At 62.9% G+C, this 16,600-nt stretch carries 14 protein-coding genes and 1 tRNA gene; 14 read left to right on the forward strand and 1 reads right to left on the reverse strand.

Translation table 11 applies throughout. From position 1 onward, the window contains the following. The first annotated feature begins 6 nt into the window (after window positions 1-6). The 4 genes from ACR9WD_RS03655 (at window position 7) to ACR9WD_RS03670 (ending at window position 4,016) form a co-directional block, all read left to right on the forward strand. Window positions 7-417, forward strand: coding sequence for a cytidine deaminase (locus tag ACR9WD_RS03655; RefSeq protein ID WP_434922747.1), 411 nt, complete (start codon window positions 7-9; stop codon window positions 415-417). A 43-nt stretch (window positions 418-460) separates the two neighbouring features. Then, complete coding sequence (locus ACR9WD_RS03660; protein WP_434922748.1) at window positions 461-1,774, forward strand: thymidine phosphorylase; 1,314 nt, start codon at window positions 461-463, stop codon at window positions 1,772-1,774. Between the two features lie 279 nt (window positions 1,775-2,053). Continuing rightward, a complete protein-coding gene (locus ACR9WD_RS03665; protein ID WP_038989915.1) occupies window positions 2,054-2,728 on the forward strand; it encodes a DedA family protein in 675 nt (224 codons plus the stop codon). Window positions 2,729-2,831: 103 nt separating this feature from the next. After that, window positions 2,832-4,016, forward strand: a complete 1,185-nt coding sequence (locus ACR9WD_RS03670; RefSeq protein WP_152331635.1) for an adenosine deaminase — start codon at window positions 2,832-2,834, stop codon at window positions 4,014-4,016. 76 nt (window positions 4,017-4,092) lie between these two features. Here the strand turns inward: ACR9WD_RS03670 and ACR9WD_RS03675 are convergent, their stop codons facing one another. After that, window positions 4,093-5,583, reverse strand: a complete 1,491-nt coding sequence (locus ACR9WD_RS03675) for an aldehyde dehydrogenase family protein (protein WP_434922749.1) — start codon at window positions 5,581-5,583, stop codon at window positions 4,093-4,095. Between the two features lie 110 nt (window positions 5,584-5,693). Here ACR9WD_RS03675 and ACR9WD_RS03680 point away from each other — a divergent pair, with 110 nt between their 5' ends. The 10 genes from ACR9WD_RS03680 to ACR9WD_RS03725 all read left to right on the forward strand — a co-directional run bounded on the left by ACR9WD_RS03680 (window position 5,694) and on the right by ACR9WD_RS03725 (window position 16,467). Beyond that, entirely contained in the window at window positions 5,694-6,392 is a 699-nt protein-coding gene (locus tag ACR9WD_RS03680; protein ID WP_434922750.1) for a MazG nucleotide pyrophosphohydrolase domain-containing protein, read from the forward strand. Window positions 6,393-6,483: 91 nt separating this feature from the next. Next, on the forward strand, window positions 6,484-7,764 hold the full coding sequence (gene eno / locus ACR9WD_RS03685) for a phosphopyruvate hydratase (RefSeq protein WP_038989910.1): 1,281 nt from the start codon (window positions 6,484-6,486) through the stop codon (window positions 7,762-7,764). Window positions 7,765-7,909: 145 nt separating this feature from the next. Next, the gene (locus ACR9WD_RS03690) at window positions 7,910-8,728 is read left to right on the forward strand and encodes a septum formation initiator family protein (RefSeq protein ID WP_434922751.1); all 819 of its coding nucleotides are present in this window, start codon (window positions 7,910-7,912) and stop codon (window positions 8,726-8,728) included. A 29-nt stretch (window positions 8,729-8,757) separates the two neighbouring features. Continuing rightward, window positions 8,758-9,468 (forward strand): DUF501 domain-containing protein, encoded by a 711-nt coding sequence (locus ACR9WD_RS03695; protein ID WP_434922752.1) that lies wholly within the window; start codon window positions 8,758-8,760, stop codon window positions 9,466-9,468. Next, on the forward strand, window positions 9,468-10,394 hold the full coding sequence (locus ACR9WD_RS03700) for a Ppx/GppA phosphatase family protein (RefSeq protein WP_190264676.1): 927 nt from the start codon (window positions 9,468-9,470) through the stop codon (window positions 10,392-10,394). Before ACR9WD_RS03695 ends, ACR9WD_RS03700 begins: the two co-directional genes overlap by 1 nt. A 154-nt stretch (window positions 10,395-10,548) precedes the next feature. After that, complete coding sequence (locus tag ACR9WD_RS03705) at window positions 10,549-11,934, forward strand: S8 family serine peptidase (protein ID WP_246857171.1); 1,386 nt, start codon at window positions 10,549-10,551, stop codon at window positions 11,932-11,934. Window positions 11,935-12,124: 190 nt separating this feature from the next. Next, on the forward strand, window positions 12,125-13,492 hold the full coding sequence (locus ACR9WD_RS03710) for an NAD(P)/FAD-dependent oxidoreductase (protein WP_038989906.1): 1,368 nt from the start codon (window positions 12,125-12,127) through the stop codon (window positions 13,490-13,492). A gap of 117 nt (window positions 13,493-13,609) precedes the next feature. Then, window positions 13,610-13,691, forward strand: a tRNA-Leu gene (locus ACR9WD_RS03715). 297 nt (window positions 13,692-13,988) lie between these two features. Continuing rightward, the gene (locus ACR9WD_RS03720; protein ID WP_434922753.1) at window positions 13,989-14,795 is read left to right on the forward strand and encodes a Bax inhibitor-1/YccA family protein; all 807 of its coding nucleotides are present in this window, start codon (window positions 13,989-13,991) and stop codon (window positions 14,793-14,795) included. A 214-nt stretch (window positions 14,796-15,009) separates the two neighbouring features. Further along, on the forward strand, window positions 15,010-16,467 hold the full coding sequence (locus ACR9WD_RS03725; protein WP_434922754.1) for an APC family permease: 1,458 nt from the start codon (window positions 15,010-15,012) through the stop codon (window positions 16,465-16,467). The last annotated feature ends 133 nt before the right edge of the window (window positions 16,468-16,600 follow it).

Here is a 16,600-nt window from a genome sequence, read left to right on the forward strand (position 1 = left end):
TTACCCATGGATAGCAACAACGCGCCGTGGCCGCAGCTCGAAGCAGCGGCCGCGGCCGCGCTGTCCCAGGCCTACGCGCCCTACTCGGCATTCCGGGTGGGCGCCGCGGCCCTGGCCAGCGACGGCCGCTTGGTTTCCGGATGCAATATCGAGAATGCCGCCTACGGGGTCACCCTGTGTGCCGAATGCGCCATGGTGGGCCAGCTCTTCGCTACCGGCGGGGGCACCCTTGAATACTTCCTGTGCTTCGGCCAGCTGCGCGACGGCGAGCTGGAGCTGATCACCCCGTGCGGCCGCTGCCGCCAGCTGCTCTTCGAGCACCGCGGGGCGGATATGAAGATCAAGACCGCCCGCGGAATTCTCGGCATCGACGACCTCTTGCCTGACGCGTTCGGGCCGAACAACCTCAACGCCTAGCGCCGGAGCACACCGGCCAACAGCAGAACGGAAGGTGCCTTACATGGCTGCCGAGCAATTCAGTGCCGTCGAAGTCATCCGCGCAAAGCGCGATGGCGGCGAACTGAGCAACGAGATGATCGACTGGACCATCGATGCCTACACCCGCGGGGTCATCGCCGAAGAGCAGATGTCCGCGCTGAACATGGCCATCTACTTCCAGGGCATGAACCGCAACGAGATCTCACGCTGGACCGCCGCGATGATCAATTCCGGCGAACGCATGGACTTCTCCGCCCTCACCGACCCGTCGGGCAAGAAGCTGGCCACCACCGACAAGCACTCCACCGGCGGGGTGGGGGACAAGATCACCTTGCCGCTGGCTCCGCTGGTCGCCAGCTTCGGCGTGGCCGTCCCGCAGCTTTCCGGACGCGGGCTGGGCCACACCGGAGGCACGCTGGACAAGCTCGAAGCCATCCCCGGCTGGAAGGCGGATCTGTCCAACGAAGAGCTGTTCTCCCAGCTGTCCACAGTCGGCGCGGTCATCTGCGCCGCCGGCACCGGGCTGGCTCCGGCGGACAAGAAGCTCTATGCCCTGCGCGACGTCACCGCCACCGTGGAAGCCATCCCGCTGATCGCATCCTCGATCATGAGCAAGAAGATCGCCGAAGGCACCGGCACCCTGGTGCTGGATGTGAAGGTCGGTTCCGGCGCGTTCATGAAGGACGAGGCCATGGCCCGCGAGTTGGCAGAAACCATGGTGAACCTTGGCACCGATGCGTCGGTGAACACCGTGGCCCTGCTGACCAACATGGAAACCCCGCTGGGCCTGACCGCAGGCAACGCCATCGAGGTGGAGGAATCCGTCGAGGTCCTGGCCGGCGGCGGACCCAGCGATGTCGTGGAGCTGACCGTGGCCCTGGCCACCGAGATGCTGGCCGGTGCCGGCATCAAGGACGTCGATGTCGCCGGCGCGCTGCAAAATGGCAAGGCCATGGATGTGTGGCGCAGGATGATCGCCGCTCAGGGAGGCGACCCGGATGCCAAGCTGCCGGTAGCCAAGGAGTCGCACACCGTGGTGGCTGAGGCCGAGGGCGTGCTGCTCAAGCTCGATGCGATGGACATCGGCTTGGCCGCATGGACCCTCGGTGCGGGACGTGCCCGCAAGGAAGACAGCGTCCAGGCCGGCGCAGGCGTGCGCATGCACGTGAAGCCGGGTGCCCTGGTCCGCCGCGGCGAGCCGATTGCCACTTTGCTGACCGACACCCCGGAAAAAATGGAGCGTGCCATCGAGCTGGTCCAGCGGGCCATCATGATCGGTTCGGCCGATGACCGTCCGGACACTCGTCTGATCCTGGATCGCATCGCGGCCAAGTAGGCGGACAAGAATCCATGGCAAGGAGCCGGGAAACACTGTGCAGTGTTTCCCGGCTCTTTCGTTGCTTGCGCAGCGGGAGATGCCCCATGGAAGTTCCCAGAGATTTCCCGGGAACCAAAACGGAGTAGTCAAACGTTGGACAAGTTATCTCCTACCTAGGTAGCGGGTGGGAATTGTCCACAACGCCACTTAAGCAGGATGCGGACGGGTGAGTTCTCGAGCGAAAATGGATAGAAATTCAGCGCATTGAGCGCATTGGGAAAGTAGATGTAAGCACGCATGGAATTAGTCAATGAAGCAATTGCGCAGGCAGCCAGCGCATGGTGGATCCTGCCGTTATTGTTTCTGTTCTGCATGATCGATGCGATTTTCCCAATCGTGCCGAGCGAATCATTTTTGGTTTCATTGGCCGCGGTCGGCGTCCACACCGGCGTTCCCAACCTCGTGCTGATCGGCCTGCTGGGTGCCGGCGGTGCCTTGATCGGCGACCAGATCACCTACGCCATCGGGCGGAAAATCGGATCCCGGGGGTTCAAATGGATGCGCGGGCAACGCGCGCAGCGGGTGCTGGCCTATGCCGAGAAAAAACTTGAAACCTCCGGAGCACTGCTGATTTTCACCGCCCGGTACATCCCCATTGGCCGTGTGGCCGTCAACCTGACCGCCGGCGCCACCGGGTTCAGCCACAAGCGCTTCACCCTCTTCGACACCATCGGTGTGCTGACCTGGGCCACCTATTCCATCAGCATCGGCGCACTGGCCGGCAACTGGATGCACGACAACAAGCTGCTGGGAATCATCGTCTCGATTGTCATTGCCGTGGTGCTCGGCTTCGTCATCGACCGGATCGTCAGCTGGGTGCTGGGGCGCCTGCATCGCCGTGCCGAGAAGCGCGAAGAACACGCGGAAGAACGGGTCCGCGAGACCGTGCCGCCAACCGGTGACGAGGGTTAACCTGCAGTATTGACCAGGGTCACATTGCGGCTTGCAGATCTTTACCCGCAGGAGCTGTCAGTTCAGCGAAAATGCGACTAGGCTCAGTGGTGTGACTGAAGAAATGATTCATACTGACTACGATCCCGAGTTCGACTTCCGGGATCTGCCTAAAGTTTCGCTCCACGACCACCTCGACGGTGGCCTGCGCCCTCAGACGATCATCGAGCTGGCCGCCGAGATTGGACACGAGCTGCCAGAGACCGAAGCCGAAGCATTGGGCGAATGGTTCCGTGAATCAGCCGATTCCGGCTCGTTGCCACGCTACCTGGAAACCTTCGAGCACACCGTCGCGGTCATGCAGACCCGCGATGCGCTGATCCGCGTAGCCCGCGAATTCGTCGAGGACCTCGCCGAGGACGGCGTCATCTACGGCGAAGTCCGCTACGCCCCGGAACAGCACCGCCGCGAGGGCCTGAGCCTGGACGACGTCGTCGACGCGATCCAGGAAGGCCTGGACCAGGCCTGCGAGCAGCTCAACGCCGAAGGCCACCCAATGCAGATCGGCCAGATCCTGACCGCCATGCGCCATGGCGACCAGGGCGTGGAAATCGCCAAGCTGGCCCTGCGCCACCGCGGCCGCGGCGTGGTCGGTTTCGATATCGCCGGCGCCGAAGACGGGTTCCCGCCATCGGCAATGAAGGAAGCCTTCGACCTGCTGGCCGAGAACCTCTTCCCGACCACCGTGCACGCCGGCGAAGCAGCCGGGCTGGACTCCATCAAGGAAGCCATCCTGGTCGGCCGCGCCCAGCGCCTGGGCCACGGCGTCCGCGTTGCCGAGGACATCGAAATCGAGTTCGGCGCCATCGACGAGAACGGCGAAGAACTCAGCGACGATACCGGCCTGGTCTCCCTGGGCCCGGTCGCGAACTGGGTTCGCGAACGCGGCATCCCGCTGGAAGTCTGCCCGTCTTCGAACCTGCAGACCGGCGCCACCGCCAAGTTCGGCGAAGGCATCGAGAACCACCCAATCGACTTGCTGGTCCAGACCGGTTTCAATGTCACCATCTCGCCGGATAACCGCCTGATGTCCGGCACCAGCTTGTCCGACGAGTTCGAGTTGCTGGTCGAAGCCTTCGACTACGACCTGGAAGACCTGCTGGATTTGACGCTGAATGCAGCCGAGGCCGCCTTCGTTCCGCTCGAAATGCGCGAGCTGCTGGTCGAGTACATCAACGACTACTACGACAACCTGCTGGATGACGAGGAAGACTACGACGAAGACGAATACGAGAACGTCGCCGACTAGTTCCCGGGATTCAATTCCCAAACAGCGAAGCCGCCCGTGCAGTGCACGGGCGGCTTCGCTGCATCCGGGAGGATGCCTAGAACGGGTACTGCTTCTTGGTGGACTGCACGCCGACCCAGTGGTCGGTGGTGAACTCCTCGATGGCCCATTCGCCGTTGAAGCGGCCCAGCCCCGAATTCTTCTCGCCGCCGAACATCACATGCGGTTCGTCGTTGACCGTGATGTCATTGACGTGGGTCATTCCGGCCTTGATGCCGCGGGCGAAGGCGACGCCCTTCTCCAGGTTCTGCGTGAACACTGCCGAAGACAAGCCGAATTCGGTGTCATTGGCCAGTTGAAGCGCATGCTCTTCGGAGTCGGCCTTGGCGATGCCCACGACCGGACCGAAAATCTCCTCGCGGAACAGTTCCATGCCCCTGGTGACATCGGCGAAGACGTGGGGAGAGACCACCCGGCCAGTAATCGAGCCGGCGAGGACTTCGCGCGCACCCTGCTCGCGGGCGGTGGCGATCTTGCCGCTGACCGACTCAAGCTGCGCATCATTGATGATCGGTCCCACGAGGTTGGCCGGATCCGCGGCATCGCCATAGCCGAGCTTGCTGACCTGCTCGATGAACTTCTCGATGAACGCCTCGTAGACCGGGGCCTGGACGATGATGCGGTTGATTGCCATGCAGATCTGCCCCTGGTGCAGGAACTTGCCCAGGGTCGCGGCCTTGGCCGCTTCATCGAGGTCGGCATCTTCCAGCACCACGAAGGGCGCGTTGCCGCCAAGTTCCAGCGCCACGCGCTTCATGTGCTCGCCGCTGACCGCGATCTTGCCGACGTTTTTGCCTACCGGGGTCGATCCGGTGAAGGACACCAGCGACGGGGTCTTGTGCGCCACGAAGTAGTCGCCGATTTCCGAACCGGAACCGACCACCGCGTTCAGTACGCCCTCGGGCAGGCCAGCCGCGGAGAACGCCTTGGCCAGGACCAGGGCGCCAACCAATGGGGTGTCCGAGGCAGGCTTGAGTACTACCGCGTTGCCCAGTGCCAGGGCGGGAGCCACGGATCGGGCGGAGAGCAGCATCGGGAAGTTCCAGGGACTGATGATGCCCACCACGCCGACCGGTTCGCGGTAGACCCGGTTCTCCTTGCCTTCGGCATTCGAGGGAAGGATCTTGCCGTGCACCCGGGCGGGGAAGGTGGCGGCTTCGCGGATGGCGGCGATGGTGCCGCCCAATTCGATGTTCGCCTTCAGATGGGTGGAACCGGACTCGGCAATCAGCAGCGCCAGGATGTCCTTGAAGTTCGCTTGCAGGTAGTCTGCGGCCTGGCCCATGATCTTGGAACGCTTGCCGGGGGAGAGCGCCGCCCAGCCGGCCTGGGCCTGCTCGGCGGCCTGGTAGGCGGCGTCGACGTCGTCGGTCGAGGCCTGGCGGATCTCGGCCAGCAGCGAGTCATCGAACGGGTTGGCCGTGCGCAACACGTGTTCGGAGCGCCCTTCAACCCACCGGCCGCCGATGAAGAGCTTGGCTGGAACCTGCTCCAGGAATTCGAGCCGGGCGGTATCTTGGATGGTCATTGGCAATCCTTCGCGTCGTCGGGATGAACTACGGCCATGCTAGCCCGAATAGGCAGTGATTGGGACCGAATCGGCCGCCAGCTGAACACCCGCTTCGATAGCATGGCCATATGCCGGAGAACAGAACGCAACTCGAACAGCTCGCCGCCACCGTCCGGACCCTGCGCAGCAGATGCGCGTGGACCAAGGCGCTGACCCACGAGTCCCTGCGCACCTACCTGATCGAGGAAAGCTATGAGGTCCTCGACGCCATCGCGGAGCAGAACCCGGCCTTGCTCAAGGAGGAGCTGGGGGACTTGTACTTCCAGATCCTGCTGCACTCGCTGATCGCCGAGGAGCACGGGCACTTCGGCCTGGAGGACGTTGCCGAAACCCTGAATGCGAAGCTGCTGCGCCGCAACCGGCATATCTTCGACGAGCAGGGGCAGGTCCGCGAAGACATCATCACTGACATCGATGAAATCATCCGGGTTTGGGATGCGGCGAAGCAGGCCGAGCGCGCCGGGCAGCCGAAGAAGCGGAAGAATGCGGGACTGCCCGCCGGGCTGCCTTCCCTGGCGCTCGCCCAGAAATTGCTTGATCGCCATGCCAGGGCCGGATCGTTACAGCCTGCAGGCGGGCTTGCCACAGAGCAGGTTCGCCAGCGGATCACCGATGAGCAGTCCTTGGCCAATGAATTGATGGCCCTGTCTGCGCGGGCCGAGGAGCTGGGCCTGGACGCAGAGTCGGTGCTGCGCTCGGCCTTGAGCCAGCAGTACGGCGCGGAACTGGATGACATAACATCGCGTAAATCACCATCGAAGCGCTAGGCTAGAGACAGGCAATGGCGCCGACGGTCTAATCAGCGACCGCTGGTTGACCTGCCCCAAGACCACCCCTTTCTACAAGGAGTCCATACTCATGGCATTGATTGACGCCATCCACGCGCGCGAAATCCTCGATTCCCGCGGCAATCCGACCGTTGAGGTCGAGGTCCTGCTTTCCGACGGCTCGCACGGCCGTGCTGCTGTTCCTTCCGGTGCATCCACCGGCGCCTTCGAAGCAGCGGAGCGCCGCGACGGCGACAAGGACCGCTACCTCGGCAAGGGCGTACTGGGCGCTGTAGAGTCCGTCATCGACGAGATCGCCGACGAGCTGGAGGGCCTGGACGCCACCGACCAGCGCTCCATCGACGCCGCCATGATCGAGCTGGACGGCACCGCGAACAAGTCCAAGCTCGGCGCCAACGCCATCCTCGGCGTCTCCCTGGCCGTCGCCAACGCTGCGGCAACCAGCTCCAACCTGCCGCTGTTCAAGTACCTGGGCGGCCCCAACGCGCACGTGCTGCCAGTGCCGCTGATGAACATCCTCAACGGCGGCTCCCACGCCGACTCCGACGTGGACATCCAGGAATTCATGATCGCCCCGATCGGCGCACCGACCTTCTCCGAGGGCCTGCGCTGGGGCGTCGAGGTCTACCACAGCCTCAAGTCCGTGCTGAAGGAAAAGAACCTGTCCACCGGCCTGGGCGACGAGGGCGGCTTCGCCCCGAACCTGCCAAGCAACCGCGCGGCACTGGAACTGATCACCGAAGCGATCAAGCGCGCCGGCTACACCCCGGGCCAGGATATCGCCCTGGCGCTGGACGTCGCCTCCTCCGAGTTCTACGAGAACGGCGCCTACCAGTTCGAAGGCAAGGCGCTGTCCGCCAAGGACATGAGCGACTACTACGCCGGCCTGGTGGCCGACTTCCCGCTGGTGTCCATCGAGGATCCGCTGGACGAGGACGACTGGGATGGCTGGAAGACCCTGACCGACGCCATCGGCGACAAGGTGCAGCTGGTGGGCGACGACCTGTTCGTCACCAACCCGCAGCGCCTGGCCGACGGCATCGCCAAGGGCACCGCCAACTCGCTGCTGGTGAAGGTCAACCAGATCGGCACCCTGACCGAGACCATCGATGCGGTGACCATGGCGCAGCGTGCCGGCTACACCACCATCACCTCGCACCGTTCGGGCGAGACCGAGGATGTCACCATCGCTGACATCTGCGTGGCAACCAACGCCGGGCAGATCAAGACCGGTGCACCGGCCCGCTCCGAGCGCGTAGCCAAGTACAACCAGCTGCTGCGCATCGAAGAGGACCTGGGCGCCTCGGCGGTCTACGCTGGCCGCAGCGCGTTCCCGCGTTTCAACAGCTAATATTCAGCAATAGCGAATAAGCTCGTCGGTAGTGGATACCGGCGGGCTTTTCGTTATTTAATGGAATTATCTTGCCAAGTCCACGGCAAGACCGCACGACAAGCACCATGGGAATTGGGGGAGTATGGCTCAGCGACCACCGCGAATGCCTCGCCGTAATACTCCGGATCCGGCTAAAGACGCCACAGCAACCCCGGTTGACCAGACAAAACACGCCGGCGCGGATTTCCAGGCTGAACCGCCAACCGACGCCTTGCGCATTGTCGAGCCGCAGCCGGCGGCCAAGCAGGCTCCCGCGAAACCCCGCCGGGTGAAGGACGCCTCCTCCGCGCCGAAGCCGAAGAGCGCTGCCGCCAAGTCGAAACAGGGTGCCTCCCCAGCGTCAGATGCGTCACGTGCGCCGAAAAAATTTGCCGGCAACTACGCGCAGAAGCCCAAGGTGCCGCTGCGTGAACGCGCCAAGGAAAAGCAGAGCGAACGCCGCCGCGATGACCGGTTGAAGTTCTCCGCCGCGGTCCGCCGCAAGCCGGGAGAAAAGCCGGTGGACCAGAACCAGGTCCCCGAGGGCGAACCCGTTGCAGCGCACCGTTTTTCCGGCCGCATCGCCGCGCTGATCGTGGTTCTGGCCTTCTTCGCAGTGATGCTGGTGCCGACGGTGAATTTCTACCGCACGCAGATGGCGGAACTGAACGAGCTGCATGCCTCGATCGAAGCGCTGGAGGCGCAGCGCGATGACCTCAAGGAGGAAATCGCGCGCTGGGATGACCCGCTGTACATCAAGCAGCAGGCACGCGAGCGGATAAACTTGGTCATGCCCGGCGAGAAGCTCTACATGGTGGTGGGCGAACGCCCCAAGGATGAAGAGACGCCCGCCGACGGCAATGGAAGCACCTTCGAGGTGCGCCAGGAACTTCCATGGGTTGATGCGCTGCTCGACTCTGTTCGACGTTCTGCCACCGACTAACCACTTTAAACGCGAAGAGACCTATAACCGTGACTGAACAGCCAATCCGCGAAGCACTTGACGCCGCCGGACGAGTACCGAGCGAAGCCGACCTGGACACCCTGTCCCGCCAGCTGAACCGCCCGGTGCGCGATGTGGTGGAGATTGGTGCGCGCTGCGTGTGCGGCAATCCGCTGGTGGCGACGACCGCCCCGCGGCTGTCCTCGGGCATCCCGTTCCCGACCACCTACTACCTGGCGCACCCGGTGATCACTTCGGCTGTTTCCCGCCTGGAGGCGGCCGGGCTGATGAACGAGATGAATGACCGCCTGGGCGAAGACGCGCAGCTGGCGCAGGCCTACGCCGCGGCCCACGAGTCGTACCTGGCCAACCGCGATGCCATAGGCCAGCGCTCGGGCACCGGTGCCGTTCCGGAAATCGCCGGCGTCTCCGCCGGCGGCATGCCGACCCGCGTCAAGTGCCTGCACGTGCTGATAGGCCACTCGCTGGCAGCTGGCGAGGGCGTGAACCCGCTGGGCGACGAGGCGCTGGCCGCCATCGCCGAGTGGTGGACCAAGGACAAGTGCTACTGCGTTGGCGCGTGGGACACCGAATCCGAGGCGCCGCGCCGTGACCGCTCGCGCCACGTGAAGACCCAGGAACAGCAGGACCCGGAGGCCAAGCGTGCAGAGCGTGCCCGCAAGCGTGCCGAGCGCGAGGCGGCCCAGGCGGCCGAGTCCGCCGAGCAGGGTGATGCCTGATGCGCGTTGCCGGTATTGACTGCGGAACCAACTCCATCCGTTTGCTGATTGCCGACGTCGATGCCGATGGCCAGCTGGTCGACGTGCTGCGCACCATGCGCATCGTGCGCCTGGGCCAGGGCGTCGACGCGACCGGCGCCTTCGCCCCCGAAGCCCTGGAGCGCACCTTCGAAGCCGCCCGCGAGTACAAGAAGCTGTGCGATGAGCACGACGTGGAAGCGATCCGCTTCGCCGCGACCTCCGCAGCCCGCGATGCATCGAACCGCGAGGTCTTCTCCGAGCGGATCACCAAGATCCTGGGCGTGGCCCCTGAAGTGATCAGCGGCGAGGAGGAAGCCTCCCTGTCCTTTGCCGGGGCGGCATCGGTCCGGGCCGGGCAAAGCGGCAAGTCGCTGGTGATCGACCTCGGCGGCGGATCCACTGAATTCGTGCTCGGCGATGCCACCGGTCCGCTGGCGGCCAAGAGCCTGGACATGGGGTGCGTACGCGTCACCGAGCGCTTCCACCAGACGGGACTGCGTTCGGATGAGGCGCTGGAATTCATGGACAGCACCTTGGAAACCCTGTCCGGAACCGTTGATGTGACGCAGGTGGATGCGGTGATCATGGTTGCCGGCACCTTCACCACGCTCACCGCCCAGGCCCTGGGTCTGAAGCAGTACGAGTCCGAGAAGATCCACGGGGCGCAGCTGAGTTTCGCCCAGATGCGCCAGGCGACCGCAAGCATGCTGTCCTACACCCGGGACGAGCGCGCCGCGCTGGGCTTCATGCATCCTGGCCGCGTCGACGTGATCCAGGCCGGTGCCGCAATTGTCCAACGCATCCTTCATTACCTCGAAAAGGCCAGCGGAAACCGCGAAATGGTCCTGATTGCCTCGGAACACGATATCCTCGACGGAATCGCGGCTTCAGCTGCCGTGGCCTGAACCTGTCATCCAGTCACCGACCCAAGGAGTTGTTTTGAGCTCAGCTTTGCGCGCCAGGAATAGAACGGGCTTGATAAAGCTCAGCTCTCTGCTCGTCGCAGCACTGCTGGCGGCCACCCTGCTCAGCGTGGGCGCTCCGGCCCGCGCCGACAACATGCGCGAGTCCGAGTACTGGCTCGATTCCCTGGGCGTGACCGAAGCGCACAAGACGACCAAGGGCGAAGGCGTCAAGGTCGCGGTCATCGACACCGGCATCGATACCACTCATCCGGATCTGAAGGGTGCTGTGGTCGGCGGTGCGGACATGTCCGGCTCGGGCGGCGAAAAAGGCAACAAGCCGATTGGCGTAATGAGCGAGCACGGCACCCTGGTGGCGACCCTGCTCGCAGGACGCGGGAACAACAAGGGCGAGATCAAGCGGATCAAATCCGAGAACGAGCGCTTGAAGGCCGCGTGGGAAAAGGCCAAGAAGCACGCCGAGGAAGAAGACGAGGACATTCCCGAGGAGCCTGAATACGAAAAGGTTCCCAAGCTGAAGAGCGGCAAGGACGGCGTGCTCGGCGTCGCCCCGGCAGCGGATCTGCTGTCAGTGTCGCTGTGGATGGGCGAGGGCAACCCGTCGAAGATTCCGGTGGAAACCCAGATTCCCCGCGCGGTGAAGTGGGCCGTGGATTCCGGAGCCAAGGTCATCAACATGTCCCTGGGCTCCACCAGCCCGGCGTGGCCGGAAAGCTGGGATGACGCCTTCAAGTATGCAGAAGACCATGACGTCGTCATTGTCGCAGCGGCGGGCAACCGTTCGGGCGGCATGAGCCAGGTGGGCGCCCCGGCGACCATTCCCGGGGTGCTGACCGTGGCCGGCGTCGATACCAGCGGCAAGGCGTCGCAGGATTCCTCGACCGAAGGCATCTCCATCGGCGTGGCGGCCCCTGCCGAGCAATTGGTCGGCGGCTTGCCGGATGACGGCTACGCACGCTGGTCGGGCACCTCCGGCGCGGCCCCGCTGGTGGCCGGCGTGGCAGCGCTGATCCGCTCGCAGTACCCGGAGATGAAGGCTCCCGAGGTCATCAACCGCATCCTGAAGACTGCCAAGGACACCGGCGCACCCGGCGTGGACAACCTCTACGGCTACGGAATCATCGATGCCCAGGCTGCGGTGACGGCGACCGTCCCTGCAGTTTCGGAAAACCCGTTGGGCACGATCAGCGAGTGGATCCGCGTGCATCGCCGCAACACCGAGAAGACCACCGATACCCCGGCTCCGGGTGTTTCGATGGAGAAATCGGACCTCAAGCAGGTCGCTGCGCCCAAGCCGATCCTTCCGGACGACTCGGCGCCGGCGCTGCAGCCGGTGCTCATCGTGGGCGGGGGAGTGCTCCTGCTGCTGGTGCTCATTGCCGGCTCCACCCAGACCCTGGTGCGCCGCCGACGCGAGAAGGCCGCGGCGCAGCTCGGTTCGGCGTCGTTGAGCTCGCTGCAAGTCCCGGACCAGTCAGATGGACGGGACCTGTTCGACGAGATTCCCGAAGAAGAGAAGTAAATAGCGTTTCCAGCGGGGTGGATCCTGAAGATCCACCCCGCTTTTGCGCGCTTGCCGGCAGTTAATTCGACCGCTGGATGCAGGCTGTGCCGGCAGGAAGCTCCGCAGCCTTGCGAAGACGTGACGCACCGAACGAAATTCGTTAGTGAATGTTTTCACTAACTCGGAAAATCCGCGTAGAATCAACAGTATGTCGATCATCGAAACCTCCCAGAAGCGTCCGCGCATCCTGATCGTCGGCGGTGGCTACGTTGGCCTGTACGTCGCGATGAAGTTGCAGAAGAAGGTCAAGGCACACGGCGGCATCGTCACCGTTGTCGACCCGAACCCCTACATGACTTACCAGCCTTTCCTGCCAGAAGTTGCAGGTGGCCAGATCGAGCCACGCCACGTTGTGGTCTCGCACCGCCAGCACTTGAAGCACTCCGAGCTGGTCAACGGCCGCGTGCTGAGCGTCGACCACGCCAACAAGAAGGCCGTGATTGCTCCGGTCAATGGCGAGCAGTTCGAGCTGGAGTACACCGACATCGTGATGTCCGCTGGTGCGGTTACCCGTACCTTCCCGATCTCCGGCCTGGCTGAAACCGGCATCGGCCTGAAGACCATCGAAGAGGCCGTCGCCCTGCGCAACAAGGTTGCCGAGCGCATCGAGTCCGCTTCGAACATGACTGATCCAGTGGCCCGCAAGCGCGCACTGACCTTCGTCGTTGTCGGTGGCGGCTTTGCCGGCATCGAAACCATCGCCGAGCTCGAAGACATGGCTCGCCACCTGATCAAGCTCAACGACCGCATTGACGAAAAGGAAGCACGCTTCGTTCTCGTCGAGGCCATGGGCCGCATCATGCCAGAGGTCACCGCGGAGCAGGCCGAGTGGGTTGTCGAGCACCTGCGCAGCCGCGGCATCGAGGTACTGCTGAACACTTCGCTGAACAACGCTGAAGAAGGCAACCTGGAACTGATCAACATGGCTGACAAGTCCCCAGCGGGCGAGTTCGGTGCAGACACCCTGATCTGGACCGCTGGCGTCATGGCCAACCCGATGGTCCGCTCCACCGATTTCCCGATCGAGCAGCGCGGCCGCATCGAGACCCGCACCGACCTGCGCATCAAGGACGCCAACGGCGAACCGCTGGAAGGCGCCTGGGCAGCCGGCGACATCTCGGCAGTCAAGGACGTCACCGGCGGCCTGCCAGACGGCACCTGTGTTCCGAACGCGCAGCACGCTGTGCGCCAGGCCAAGCTGTTGGCGAAGAACCTGTATGCTGCCCGCTACGGTGTCGGCACCATCAAGGAATACAAGCACAAGAACCTCGGCGCGGTCGCCGGCTTCGGCAAGAACAAGGGCGTTGCCAAGGTTGTCGGCATCAAGCTCAAGGGCTGGCCAGCATGGATGGCGCACCGTGGCTACCACGGCATGGCCATGCCAACCTTCGAGCGCAAGTTCCGCGTTGTCGGCGACTGGCTGGTTGCGTTGTTCTTCAAGCGCGATGCGCTGCAGCTGAACAACCTCGAAGCGCCACGCACTGCTTTCGAGGAGTCGGCCAAGCCAAAGAAGTAGGCTTGGGACGCAGATGATCGACGACGATGCGAGGGGCCAAGCGATTGGCTCCTCGCATGCGTCAGCAAAGCTGAATTTTCTATTTGCTTTGCCGATCACGTAAAATTTGAGAGTCCTGCCCCTATGGTGGAATTGGCATACACGGCTGACTTAAAATCAGCTGCCGCAAGGCTTGTGGGTTCGAGTCCCACTGGGGGTACAGAGTAAGGCCGACGTGTTCCGGATTTTCCGGTCCGCATCGGTCTTTTCTCTTGTCGCCAGCAAGGGCACGTTCGCCGTCCACCCTCCGGCATCGTTCCTCGACCATATTTTCGTCTGACGCAACCATGATGCTGGAAGTTTCAAGAATATCGCTGAGAGAGTAGTTTTTCCTCGGGAAATTGCCCTATATCATCCTTCCGACTGAGTGATTTCACAGCAATCCTCAATAGGATTAAGCAAAAGATCTTCAGCTAGCCAAGCGGCTGGCGAATTCGCAATCTATAGGGGAATGACATTGGGCAATCCAATTTTTGGTTCTAGCAGCCGCTCCGATGCTTGGGGAACCAAGCCTGGAAGTCCTGTTGGATTCCGCGACACCGAAAACATGAGCGCAGACCAGCTGAATCAGATGTACCAGCAGCCTGCCGCAACCAGCGCCGACACAGGCCGCATGACCATCGGTGACACTATCAACAAGACCCTGTTCTGCCTGGCCTTGGTTGTCGTTGGCGCCGCGATTGGTTGGGTCATACCGGCACTCATGCTGCCAGGCGCCCTGGTTGGTTTCGTCCTCGGCCTGGTTAACGCTTTCAAGAAGCGCCCATCTCCAGTGCTGATCCTCCTGTACTCTGCAGCCCAGGGCTTGTTCCTCGGCGGTCTGTCCGGCTTCCTTGAGAACATGCAAGGCATGCAGGGAATCGCCATCCAGGCGGTGCTTGCGACCCTGTGTGTTGCCGGCGTAACCCTGGCGCTGTACCGCTCGGGCAAGTACCGGATGACACCTAAGCTGAACAAGATGTTCATGATCGGCATGGTCGGCCTGATCGTCTTCTCGCTGCTCAACATGGTCCTGATGCTCACCGGCGTAATCGACGGCATGTTCGGCATGCGCGGTGGCGTGCTCGGCCTGGTTATCGGTGTCGTTGCCGTACTGCTGGCAACCTACGCACTGGTTGCCGACTTCACCATGATCGAGGAACTGTCCAACCAGGGCGCTCCGGCCATCATGGCTTGGCGCGGTGCCTTCGGCCTGACCATGACCCTGATCTGGCTGTACACCGAGATCCTTCGCATCCTCGCGATCCTGCGCGGCGACGACTAGCCGCAGCAGCACAGCTTGCAAGGACCAGCGCCCATTCAGGGCGCTGGTCTTTCTGCATTAAGCGGCTGTTCAAATATGAATCCAATATGTACTGCCGAAACCGCCAATGCAATGGAAAATGACAGCTGATTGGGCAGTTACGCGAATCCTTGGTTAGATTTCCCTGTAGCTATTCAGTTATCCAACTCACAGTTATTTTGACAGGAAGAGCGCAATGGCAGTCGAGCAAGCAGAAGGAAATTCGCCGGGTCTGGTGAAGTCCCTGGGCAACCTGGATGCCCTGGCCCTGGGGTTCGGAGCGATGATCGGCTTCGGCTGGGTGGTGCTCACCGGTGGATGGCTGGATAACGCTGGCACCATGGGCGCTGTGCTGGCCATGGTCGTTGGTGGTGGCATCATGGCTGTCGTCGGCTTGACCTATGCCGAACTGACCGCGGCCATGCCGAAAGCCGGCGGCGAGCACAACTTCATCCTGCGTGCTTTGGGAGCCCGGCCGTCATTTGTCGGTTCCTGGGCGATCACCGGTGGCTACGTGACCATCGTGGCTTTCGAAGCGGTCGCCTTGCCGCGGACCGTGGAATACATCTTCCCCGGCATGAGCCGGATTCCCCTGTGGACCATTGCCGGTTTTGAAGTAAACCTGACCTGGGCATTGGTCGGCGTGCTGTCGGCAATCATCATCACCTGGATCAATATTCGCGGCGTGAAGCAAGCCGGGGTGCTGCAGACTTTCGTGGTGCTGTTCCTCGTGGCCATCGGCCTCTTGATGATAGCCGGGGCCTTTGCCGGTGGCGAAGCCAAGAACATGGAACCGTTCTTCACCCCGGGAACCAGCGGGTTCTTTGCCGTACTGGTGGCCGTGCCCTTCTTGTTCATCGGCTTCGACGTGATTCCGCAGTCTGCCGAGGAAGTGAAGATTCCGGCCAAGCAAATTGGCAAGCTCGTGGTCCTCTCCGTCATCCTGGCCACCGTCTGGTACGTGATGGTCGTCCTGACCACGTCCTCGGCGATGCCGGCAGCGCAACTGGCCGGAGCCGACATTGCAACGGCGGATGCGTTCGGAGCCTTGTTCGGTTCGGATCTGATGGCCAAGGTGCTGATCGCCGGCGGCATCGCCGGCATCCTGACCTCGTGGAACTCGCTGCTGCTCGGAGCCTCCCGGCTGGTCTACTCGCTGGCCCGCAGCGGCATGCTCCCATCCTGGTTCGGCAAACTGCATCCCAAGTACCGCACCCCGGCCAACGCCCTGGTCTTCATCGGCGGAATCTCCATGCTGGCCCCATTCTTCGGTGCCGAAATGCTGGGATGGCTCGTTGATTCGGGAGCGCCAAGCATCATCGTTGCCTACTTCCTGGTCTCGGTCACCTTCCTGGTGCTGCGCAAGCGCGAACCGAAGATGGACCGGCCGTTGCGCGTCGGCGGCACCGGAAATGCCGGAGCGGTCATCGGCTGGATTTCGGTCCTGCTTACCGCTGCGCTCTTCAGCCTGTACATGCCGGGCATGCCTGCATCATTGAGCTGGGAACCATGGGCCATCTTCGCCATCTGGTGGGCCTTGGGCGCAATCTACTTCTTCAAGGTGCCAGCCGGTATCAAGCCCGGCGAAGACGCCGAGGAAAAGGTCCTTGAAGCTGTCATGCGCCGCCGGAGCAAGGGTGCGCGAAACGCCTGATGAACCATGGCTTCCACGCCCCATATCCAGGATTGGGCGGCCTGCGCAATCTGGTTACCTGCAGCGGAGTGAAATACACATATTGAATTAGATTTCTAGGACCAGTGCCCATATCGGGCACTGGTCTTTGGAA

Source organism: Glutamicibacter sp. PAEs-4, assembly GCF_051161755.1.
In the GTDB taxonomy this organism is placed as follows: Bacteria; Actinomycetota; Actinomycetes; order Actinomycetales; family Micrococcaceae; genus Glutamicibacter; species Glutamicibacter nicotianae.

What these genes read in the sequence shown, in the direction of transcription:
- ACR9WD_RS03710 (WP_038989906.1), top strand. Translation starts at nt 12,125, where the DNA reads ATGTCGATCATCGAAACCTCCCAGAAGCGTCCGCGCATCCTGATCGTC.
- eno (WP_038989910.1), top strand. Translation starts at nt 6,484, where the DNA reads ATGGCATTGATTGACGCCATCCACGCGCGCGAAATCCTCGATTCCCGC.
- ACR9WD_RS03725 (WP_434922754.1), top strand. Translation starts at nt 15,010, where the DNA reads ATGGCAGTCGAGCAAGCAGAAGGAAATTCGCCGGGTCTGGTGAAGTCC.
- ACR9WD_RS03660 (WP_434922748.1), top strand. Translation starts at nt 461, where the DNA reads ATGGCTGCCGAGCAATTCAGTGCCGTCGAAGTCATCCGCGCAAAGCGC.
- ACR9WD_RS03670 (WP_152331635.1), top strand. Translation starts at nt 2,832, where the DNA reads ATGATTCATACTGACTACGATCCCGAGTTCGACTTCCGGGATCTGCCT.
- ACR9WD_RS03675 (WP_434922749.1), bottom strand. Translation starts at nt 5,583, where the DNA reads ATGACCATCCAAGATACCGCCCGGCTCGAATTCCTGGAGCAGGTTCCA.
- ACR9WD_RS03655 (WP_434922747.1), top strand. Translation starts at nt 7, where the DNA reads ATGGATAGCAACAACGCGCCGTGGCCGCAGCTCGAAGCAGCGGCCGCG.
- ACR9WD_RS03690 (WP_434922751.1), top strand. Translation starts at nt 7,910, where the DNA reads ATGCCTCGCCGTAATACTCCGGATCCGGCTAAAGACGCCACAGCAACC.
- ACR9WD_RS03700 (WP_190264676.1), top strand. Translation starts at nt 9,468, where the DNA reads ATGCGCGTTGCCGGTATTGACTGCGGAACCAACTCCATCCGTTTGCTG.
- ACR9WD_RS03705 (WP_246857171.1), top strand. Translation starts at nt 10,549, where the DNA reads ATGCGCGAGTCCGAGTACTGGCTCGATTCCCTGGGCGTGACCGAAGCG.
- ACR9WD_RS03665 (WP_038989915.1), top strand. Translation starts at nt 2,054, where the DNA reads ATGGAATTAGTCAATGAAGCAATTGCGCAGGCAGCCAGCGCATGGTGG.
- ACR9WD_RS03680 (WP_434922750.1), top strand. Translation starts at nt 5,694, where the DNA reads ATGCCGGAGAACAGAACGCAACTCGAACAGCTCGCCGCCACCGTCCGG.